Genomic DNA, 8,744 nt, shown 5'->3' with positions numbered 1-8,744 from the left:
TCGGGGTGGGGTGCGCGCCCGACCCCGTCCTGGCCACCGGTCTCCAGACGGCGCGCGCGGCCGTCGACGCCGGGTGCATCGGACGCCCGCTGTCGGCGTCGGCCGTCATGGTCACTCCGGGCCACGAGCGCTGGCACCCGCACCCCGACTTCTACTACACGGCGGGCGGGGGCCCGCTGCTGGACATGGGTCCGTACTACATCGCGGCGCTCGTCCACCTCCTGGGACCGGTCCGCGCCGTCATCGGCGCCGCGGCCCGCCTGCGCAGCGAACGCGTCATCGGCTCCGGACCGCGCAGCGGCGAGCGGATCCCGGTCGAGGTGGACAGCCATGTGACCGGCGTGCTCGAACACACGGGTGGCGCCCTCTCCACCCTCACCACGAGCTTCGACGGCGTTGCCACGACGGCCGCACCCATCGAGGTCCACGGCGAGAGGGGCACGCTCGTGGTCCCCGATCCGAACGGCTTCGACGGCGACGTACGCCTCTTCGAGCTCGGTGGTACCGCGTGGCGCACCCTCGAACCGTCGGCGGGCTACGTCGGCGGCGCTCGCGGCATCGGACTGCTCGACTTCGTCGCGGCCGACGCGCAGCGAGTCCCCCGCGCCGGGGGTGAGTTCGCCCTGCACGTCCTCGAAACGATGAGCGCCGTCCTCCGCTCGGCGGCCGAGGGCCGGCGGATCGAGCTGACGACGACGGTGGAACGTCCGGCACCGGTACCGCTCACCGCCGCCGAGGACTGGAAGGGGCAGGGGACTTCGGCGCAGGGCGTGTCCCCGTGACTCCGCGTTCGGCGCCGGACGAGGACGCGGCCGGACGGGACTCGACGACGGTGTGACTGCGTGACGGTGCGGGTGTGCCGAGCCGGCCCCACCTCGGCGACCCGGTCGCCCCTACCTGCCGCCGAGGTCCGGTCGCAGCGGCGGGTCGAGCGCCGCGGTGAGGGCGGTGACCCACCTCTGCACCGGACCGAGCGTCACCAGGCCGCTGCCCGCGCCGGCGAGTTCGGCGGCGGCCGGCAGCAGGTCGGCGCGGACGCGTTGCAGTACCGCCCGGTCTCCGAGCTCCAGGGCCACCGTCGCCCGCAGGCAGCACAGCACTTCGTACATCAGGTCCGGCGGAGGGTCCGGCAGGGCACGCAGTGACGTCAGTGCCTCGGCGCGACGGCCGGTGCGCAGCAGGACGAGCGGAGTGATCCAGGGACGGTACGGGCCCCAGTCCGCGTCCGGGTCGACGTACTCGGCCGCCTGATGTGCGGGCAAAGCGCCGTCCGCCAGGCGCAGGCACAGCAGGGCGAGCGGGAGCAGGCCCTGCCGCAAACCCGGCATACCGGCGCCGTCCAGCCGCGCGGCGGCGGTCCGGTAGGCGGCCTCGGCCTGCTGCCGCTGCCCGGAGGCGGCCAGTCGCAGCGCCCCGTACCACTGGGTGAAGACGCCCACCAGCGGCAGTTCATGGCGCTCGGCCAGCAGGTCCGCGGCGGCGGCGTGCTCGTCCGCCGCCGTGAAGTCGGCGAGCGCGCTGCGGGCCTGAAGCCGGATCAGCCGGCCGAGCACCTCGAAGGTCACCAGACCGTGCCGGGCGGCGAGCGTGGCCAGCTCCGCGCCGATCGCGTCCCGGCGCCGCGCGAGGCCCGCCCGCGTGCAGGACTGCATGAACACCCCGTTGAGCGCGAACGCCAGCAGCGCGGGATCGTCCAGGCGGCGGGCGATCTGTTCGGCCTCGGCGGCGGCCCGGGGCCCGCGCGCGGTGGCTGTGGCGCCTGCGCGAAGAGGTGAGGGGAGGACGCCGCGCATCTCCAGCGCGACCGTGGCCAGCAGGCGGCAGCGCGCGGCGTCGTGCGAGCCGTCGTCCGGCAGGGCGGCGAGGGTGCGCTCGGCTGCCGCGACGATCTGTCCGGCCATTTCCGGGTCGTCGCTGCGGGTCCAGATCGCGGGCACGTCGTAGGTGCCGATCACCCGGCTGGTCAGTTCGGGGTCGCCGAGCTCCTCCGCCGCGGTGATGGCCGCCAGCCGGTGCGTGCGGGCTGCCTCCAGGCCCTCGCCCCCGGTCACCGCGAGGTTGCGGATCAGGCCGACCGTCGACTCCAGCCGTGCGCGGGCACCGGCGGCGACCGTGCGGTCGTAGACGGCGGCCGTCTGCGTCCACAGCCGGGCCGTCGCCGTCACCGGCTCGGCCGGAAGGTCCAGACGCGGGTCCTGGGCGAGGATGTCCGCCTCCAGGCGGCGCAGCGGCGGGCCGGGGTCCACCCCCAACTGGTCGACCAAGGTGGCCCTGGCCCGGCGCAGCACGGCGAGCGCGTCCCCCTGGCGGCCCGTGCGGTACAGCGCGAGGGCCAGCAGTCGCCAGGCGTCCTCGCGCCAGGGGTGGTCGGCCAGATGCGCGTCGAGATCGGGCACCGCCTCGTCGGGCCGGCCCAGTGCCAACCGGGCCTCGGCCCGCCGCTCCTCGGCCTGCAGCCGCAGCTCGGCCAGCCGGGAGCGCTCGGCACGGCACCAGTCCTCCCGCACGAACTCGGCATAGGCCGGACCACGCCACAGTTCCAGCGCCTCCTGGAGCTGCTCCAGTGCCCGCGCGGGCCGTGACGTCACCGCCGCACGCACGACCGCCTCGAAACGCCAGGCATCCACGGCCTCCGGCTCCGCGTGCAGCGCGTATCCAGGGCCCTCCGTGACGAGCAGCCGTGCGGGCGCCCGAGGCAGGCGTTCGGGCTCAAGGACACGGCGCAACGCGGCGACGAATGTCTGTACGGCACCGACAGCGCCCGGCGGGGCCTCGTCCCACAGGTCCTCGACCAGGCGGGACACCGGGACTACACGGCGGCGGGCCACGATCAATCGCGCCCGCACCGCCCGGTGGCGCGGGCCCTTCAAAGCGAGCATGCCGGCAGCGCTCTCGGCCACCACCGGCCCCAGCACACCGAACGCGACGCGCTCCATACCCACCTCTCCGGATTCGCACTTCTCCGGATACGCACCTCTCCGGGCCGCTTTCCGGCCGCCACGGTACGCGCCGATCCGCTACTGATCCGCTGCTGATTCGGGCGCGGGAGGCTCGGGTGTGCCCGCCGACCGGCGGACGTGTTCCCCGTGCAAGGAGTGCAGCGCCCCATGACGCCCACCATCCCTGACTTCGCCTATCGCCGGGTCCCCGTCGCCGTCGACGTATCGCTCAACGTCGCCGTCGGCGGCTCCGGCAGTCCGGTCGTGCTGCTGCACGGCTTCCCCCAGACGCACCTGATGTGGCGGCACGTCGCCGCCGACCTCGCGGCCGACCACACCGTCATCTGCCCCGACCTGCGCGGTTACGGCGCCAGTGACAAGCCCGTCGAGGCCGACGGGACGACGTACGCCAAGCGCACGATGGCCGCCGACATCGTCGCCCTGGTCCGCGCGCTGGGGCACGAGCGGTTCGCGCTGGCCGGTCACGACCGCGGTGCGCTGGTCGCCTTCCGCGCGGGACTCGACCACCCCGAGGCCGTCACCCACCTGGCCTGCCTCGACGTCCTGCCGACCCTGGACATGTGGAACGTGATGCACGGCACCGCCGCCGCGGTGGGATTCCACCTCTACCTGATGGCTCAGCCCGCGGGGCTGCCCGAGCGGATGATCGAGGCCGACCCGGACACCTTCTTCGGCCACTTCCTGGACATCTGGACCAACACCCCACAGGCGGTTCCCGCAGACATCCGCGCCGCCTACCTGGACGCCTGCCGCACCGCGGTGACCTCGATCGTGGCCGACTACCGAGCCTCCGCCCGCATCGACGTCGACCAGGACCGGGCCGACCGGGACGCGGGCAGTCAGCTGCGGATGCCGGTCACCGTCCTCCAGCAGGACTGGGGCGGGGCCCTCGGCTTCGACGCCCGCGCACTCTGGAAGGCCTGGGCACCGCACCTCACCCACACCACCGTCACCTGCGGACACTTCATGGCCGAAGAAGCCCCCGAGCAGATCGTCGCCGCGCTCCGCGAGCTCATGGCCCGCTGAGCGGCCGCCCCGGGCGCGAGAGTGCGCCTCGGCCGCCGGTATTACCCTGAAAGGGTTAATCTGTCCCTGGAGTGATCGATGTCCCGCAACCGCCCCATGGACGATGCCGACGAGCTGCTGGCCAGACTCGGGTCGCTGACCGCCCAGGCACGCGAGCGCGCGGAACTGCAGCGCTCCCAGGTCGAGCTGGCCATCGCCCTGCAACGTGGCATGCTTCCCGGCGACCTGCCCGCCACCCCCCGATTCCGTCTGGCCGCCCGCTATGTGCCCGCCTGCTACGGACTCAACGTGGGCGGCGACTGGTACGACGCCTTCGTGCTGCCCGACGGCCGTATCGGGCTCTCCATCGGCGACGTCCAGGGCCACAACATCGAGGCGGCCGCCTTCATGGGCCAGGTGCGGGTCGGCCTGCGGGCCCTGGCCTCTGTCACGAGCGAGCCGGGAGAACTCCTCGCCCGGACGAACGACCTGCTCCTCTCCCTCGGCACCGACCTCTTCGCCACCTGCACCTTCATGCGGCTCGACCCGGCCACCGGGCTGCTGGAGAGCGCGCGGGCCGGACACGTCCCCTGTATCTGGGCCACGGCGGACGGCAGGTCCGGCATCGCGCAGGACGAGGGAGGACCGCCCCTCGGCATTCAGGAGGGGGCGGAGTACCCGATGACGCAGTACCGCCTGACCACGGGCGGAGTGTTCGTGCTGCTCACGGACGGCGTGGTGGAGGGGCCCGCGCTGACTGTCGACGAGGGGCTCGAACACGTGGTGCGGCTGGCAGGCATCGCGGCCGTCGCGGGAATGGAGGCGGGGGCACTGGCCGCCGCCGTGATGAAGGTCGCCGAACTGGTGGGACACGAGGACGACGCCGCTGTGCTCGTCCTCGGCCACGACGGGCCGGACCTTCTGCCGTAGCGTGAGGACGGCTCACGGTCCGCGGCTCTCGCCTCGCCGACACGGCGGCCTCGGTGTCTGATGGCTGCTGTGGTGCGTACTCAGGATCTGCGCCGGCTCGTCGCCTTCGGCCCGCAGACGTTGGCGATCGCCGTCTGCTACTACGCGGCCGGACGGCTGGGGCTCCTGCGACAGCTCGTCGTCGAGGACGCGGTGTTCACACCCATCTGGCCGCCCACGGGCATCGCGGTGGCCTGTCTGCTCATCTTCGGACTGCGCTCCTGGCTCGGTATCGCACTCGGCGCCCTCCTCGTGATCATGTCCCTCACCTCGCTCCGGCCCGCTGTGCTCGGCACCCTGGTGGGCAACACAGCCGCCCCGGTCTGCTCGTACCTGATGCTGAGGCAGGTGGGCTTCCGCAACGACCTCGCCCGGCTGCGGGACGGGCTCGCGCTGGTGTTCCTCGGCGCACTGGTCGGCATGCTGATCAGCGCGACCGTCGGCGTCGGCATCAACGTCCTCACGGACAAGCTCGCCGCACACGACTTCTGGCCCGTCTGGCTGGCCTGGTGGGTGGGCGACGCGATGGGCGTCCTGATCGTCACCCCGGTTCTCCTCCTGCTGCACCGGGCGCGCTGGCCCCCGAGCCCGACACGCTGGCGGGAGGCCCTGGGCCTGGCTCTCCTCGCCTGCATCCTCATTCCGCTCGCCACGCGCAGCTCGATCAGCATGCTGTTCCTCGTCTATCCGCTGCTCATCCTGGCGGCGCTGCGATTCCAGCTCGTGGGCAGCACTCTGTGCGCCCTGGTCAGTTCCGTCATGGCCACCGTCGCGGCGACGGACGCGATCGGCCCGTTCGAAGGGCTGACGCGGATCGAGGTCATGATGAAGCTTCAGGCCTTCAACGGAGCCATGGCCCTGACCGCCCTCCTCCTGTCAGCCGTGATCACTGAACAGCTGAACACCCGACGCTCGGTGGAACTGGCCTGCCAGGAGCTGGTCGAGGTGCTGGAACATCTCACCGCCGGGGAGAACCCGCCCGGCGATCCCGCCCCGGACGACAACGGCCGGCAGCAACAGCACCGAACGGACTGACCGCCCTTGACGACATGCACGTCCGGGTCAGGTCACTCAACCGCCCCGACGACCCTGCCCAGGACCGGACATGGGGCCGGGCCGGATCTCCGTCGAGATCCGGCCCGGCATGATCTGCGTACGCGCGAGCCGTCAGCTCTCGCGCCCGGTCGCCGCCCCCTTCGCGTCGGCAGGCTGCCGGCCGGCTTCGTCGACGACGGCGTGCGCGATCTCGGCTGAGCTGGACAGCAGAGTTCCGGCCTTCCCGTAGGAGAGGTCCTTGGTGAGATAGCTGCGGGAGCCGAGGTAGGTGTAGTCCTTCTCGTCGAAGACCCACTCGGTCCGGATGCCGTACCGCGTGTCGTCGCGGGCGATGCCGAGACCCTTGCGGCCGATCGCGTCGCGAGCCTGCGGAGCCCGGGTGACGCCCGGAATCTTCGCCGCTGCCCGGTAGAGGGCGGCGGCCGTGCGAGGCGGCATCACACCGCCGAGCAGGGACCCGATCTGCTCGAACACCGCCTGGTCGCGCTCCCGGCCCTGCGCGGTCGGGGTCTTGGCGTACAGGTAGGCCAGCAGCTTGGCGGGGTCGGTGGACAGCGAGCTGAGCCACTTGTAGGTGGGCCGGCTCATGCCGGCCGGTGTGCCCTTGGTGTCGCCGAGATCGGCATTGATGACGGAGGTCTCGCCGTCCTCACGGGTCAGACCCTGCTTGCGCAGCGGACCCGGCTCCTGAGCGATCCACTTCTCGTAGTTCATCAGCGGGCTGACAACGGCCTTCCCCGTGGTCAGGTCGGCCCCGCGGACCTTCTCCCGGGTGTAGACGAACTGGTCGTCCCGCACGGTCGGGGTGTCGCGCTTCCCCGCGGCGGTGGAGATCTGGTCGAGGAGAGCCGCGGCGGGCTGCATGTCGCCGGCCGCGCCGTGCGACGCGCTGCCGGTGGGCCTGCGGTCGTGGCCGTTGCCCGACAGGGCGATCCCCGCGGTCAGCACGCCGGCCAGGGCCAGCGCGGTGGCCGGCACCAGGAGCGCGGGCCGCAGCAGCCGACGGGCGGGCCGGGTGGGCGGGGTGGGGGCGGCCTGGTCGCGGTCGATGTGGTGCATCAGCAGTTCCTTGTGACGAAGGTGCTGCTCGTGCGAAAGGTCCCAGTCGGCCGGGACCGGCAGCAGGCGGGCGATCTCCTCGCGGTCACCTTGCCGCTCCGGGGACACGGAGTCGGTGTTGTCCTTCATGTGAGCTCCTCCCGCACGGGCAGGGCCGCGATTGCGGCCGCACTTGTCATCTCTCCGCGAGCGCCGCGCGGTTCCAGGTTTTCGTCCGCCAGCCGGGCGAGCTTCTTGCGGGCACGCGAAAGGCGGGAACGTACGGTGCCGACGGCGATGCCCAGTGCCTCGGCCGTCTGCTGGTAGTCCAGACCGGACCACACGCACAGGGCGAGCACCTCCCGTTCCTGGCGCCGCAGTCGGCCCAGAGCGGCCTGCACGGCACGAAGGCGCCGCGCGTCGTCGATGCGCCCGGCTGTCTCGGGCGCGAAGTCCTCCACTTCACTGGGTCGAGGCTGGCGGGCCAGGAACAACTGCCGTCGGCGCACGCTCCGGCGGGCGTTGTCCGCCTTGTGCGTGGCGATGCCCAGCAGCCACGGCAGCAGGGTGCCGCCGTCCTCCTGCACCCGCTCGCGGGTACGCCACGCGACCAGGAACGTCTCGGACATGATCTCTTCGGCCGTCGACCAGTCGCCGGTCAGCCGCAGTCCGTGGTTGTACACCGCGCGGGCGTACTCCTCGTACAACTGGGCGAATGCCGCGCGGTCGCCCTCGCGCACGAGGCGGCGCACATCGTTTTCTGAGTCCCTCACAACCACTTCTCTCCACGACACGGGAGGAGTTCCTGTGGCCTGTGTCACGTGCCGGTACGTACGGCGCATCGGGTCCAGCGACCCTACCTCGGCACCGGGCTCGCCCTCGGTCCTGACCGGCACGGCGGTCGACAGCAGCCGTTCGCGCCGTCAACCGGCTTCGGCCGAGCGGGGGTTGCCCATAGGCGTACCCCCGGCCGCATGGTGCAGCTAGCACCACCCTCGGTTGGGGAGTGTGCATCATCGTGCCCGAGGGCGGGCGACGGCATCGTTGAACCCAGTTGATCCCAGAGGTTCACAGCTCCCCTTCGAAAGGAAACCACCATGGACGCGCTGCTCTCGTCAAAGCCGGCAACGGTGTGCGGGACGCGGCGTCCGGAACAGGTGGAGACCGTGGTGGACGGTGTTGGGACGCGCCCTCGCCCCGCCGGCCCGCTCGCTTCCTTCGCCCGGTTCGTTCTGTGCGGCGGAGGGGTCGGCGTCGTTTCGAGCGGGGCGGTGGCGTTGACCGCCGAGGTGATGCCCTGGGTCATGGCGAACGCGCTGATCACTATCGCGTCCACCCTTCTGTGCACCGAGCTCCACGCACGCTTCACCTTCGGGGCGGGGCGGCGCGCCGGGTGGCGACAGCACTGGCAGTCCGCGGGATCGGCGACGGCGGCGTACGCGGTGACGTGCGCCGCGATGTTCGTACTGCACGCGGTGCAGGCGTCGCCCGGGATGCTGTGGGAGCAGACCGTCTACCTCGGTGCGGCCGGGCTCGCCGGCATCGGGCGCTTCCTGGTTCTGCGGTTGTACGTCTTCGCCACTGATCGGCCCCGGGCCACGGTGCGGGCGACGCGTCCCGCGTGGACCGAGGCGGCGACGGGGTCGGCGCCCTTGTGTATCCCGGCGCCGGCGCTGGCCGCCTGACCGAGGAACGTGCGTCGGTCGTCGCGGGGGT

The 8,744-nt window shown here is 72.3% G+C and carries 8 protein-coding genes; 5 read left to right on the top strand and 3 right to left on the bottom strand.

All coding sequences use genetic code 11. The annotated features are described in order from the left end of the window. Positions 1 to 782 (top strand): Gfo/Idh/MocA family oxidoreductase (locus tag ABZS97_RS42250; protein WP_356148618.1); only part of this gene is annotated, 782 nt, incomplete at its 5' end. A gap of 111 nt (positions 783 to 893) precedes the next feature. Here the strand turns inward: ABZS97_RS42250 and ABZS97_RS42245 are convergent. Beyond that, positions 894 to 2,936 (bottom strand): BTAD domain-containing putative transcriptional regulator, encoded by a 2,043-nt coding sequence (locus tag ABZS97_RS42245; RefSeq protein ID WP_356148615.1) that lies wholly within the window; start codon positions 2,934 to 2,936, stop codon positions 894 to 896. Between the two features lie 171 nt (positions 2,937 to 3,107). Here ABZS97_RS42245 and ABZS97_RS42240 point away from each other — a divergent pair, with 171 nt between their 5' ends. The 3 genes from ABZS97_RS42240 to ABZS97_RS42230 all read left to right on the top strand — a co-directional run bounded on the left by ABZS97_RS42240 (position 3,108) and on the right by ABZS97_RS42230 (position 5,969). Then, the gene (locus ABZS97_RS42240; RefSeq protein ID WP_356148612.1) at positions 3,108 to 3,986 is read left to right on the top strand and encodes an alpha/beta hydrolase; all 879 of its coding nucleotides are present in this window, start codon (positions 3,108 to 3,110) and stop codon (positions 3,984 to 3,986) included. 78 nt (positions 3,987 to 4,064) lie between these two features. Then, on the top strand, positions 4,065 to 4,895 hold the full coding sequence (locus ABZS97_RS42235) for a PP2C family protein-serine/threonine phosphatase (protein ID WP_356148609.1): 831 nt from the start codon (positions 4,065 to 4,067) through the stop codon (positions 4,893 to 4,895). A gap of 60 nt (positions 4,896 to 4,955) precedes the next feature. Continuing rightward, entirely contained in the window at positions 4,956 to 5,969 is a 1,014-nt protein-coding gene (locus ABZS97_RS42230; protein WP_356148606.1) for an MASE1 domain-containing protein, read from the top strand. Between the two features lie 132 nt (positions 5,970 to 6,101). Here ABZS97_RS42230 and ABZS97_RS42225 read toward each other — a convergent pair whose 3' ends face one another. Beyond that, complete coding sequence (locus ABZS97_RS42225) at positions 6,102 to 7,178, bottom strand: CU044_5270 family protein (protein WP_356148603.1); 1,077 nt, start codon at positions 7,176 to 7,178, stop codon at positions 6,102 to 6,104. Beyond that, a complete protein-coding gene (locus ABZS97_RS42220) occupies positions 7,175 to 7,780 on the bottom strand; it encodes an RNA polymerase sigma factor (RefSeq protein ID WP_356148621.1) in 606 nt (201 codons plus the stop codon). Before ABZS97_RS42220 ends, ABZS97_RS42225 begins: the two co-directional genes overlap by 4 nt. Positions 7,781 to 8,125: 345 nt before the next feature. Here ABZS97_RS42220 and ABZS97_RS42215 point away from each other — a divergent pair, with 345 nt between their 5' ends. After that, entirely contained in the window at positions 8,126 to 8,713 is a 588-nt protein-coding gene (locus ABZS97_RS42215) for a GtrA family protein (protein ID WP_356148600.1), read from the top strand. The last annotated feature ends 31 nt before the right edge of the window (positions 8,714 to 8,744 follow it).

This window comes from Streptomyces sp. NPDC005485 (assembly GCF_040606085.1).
In the GTDB taxonomy this organism is placed as follows: Bacteria; Actinomycetota; Actinomycetes; order Streptomycetales; family Streptomycetaceae; genus Streptomyces.
Note: the sequence above shows the minus strand (reverse complement) of the source record. Positions and strands in the feature narration are given on the sequence as shown.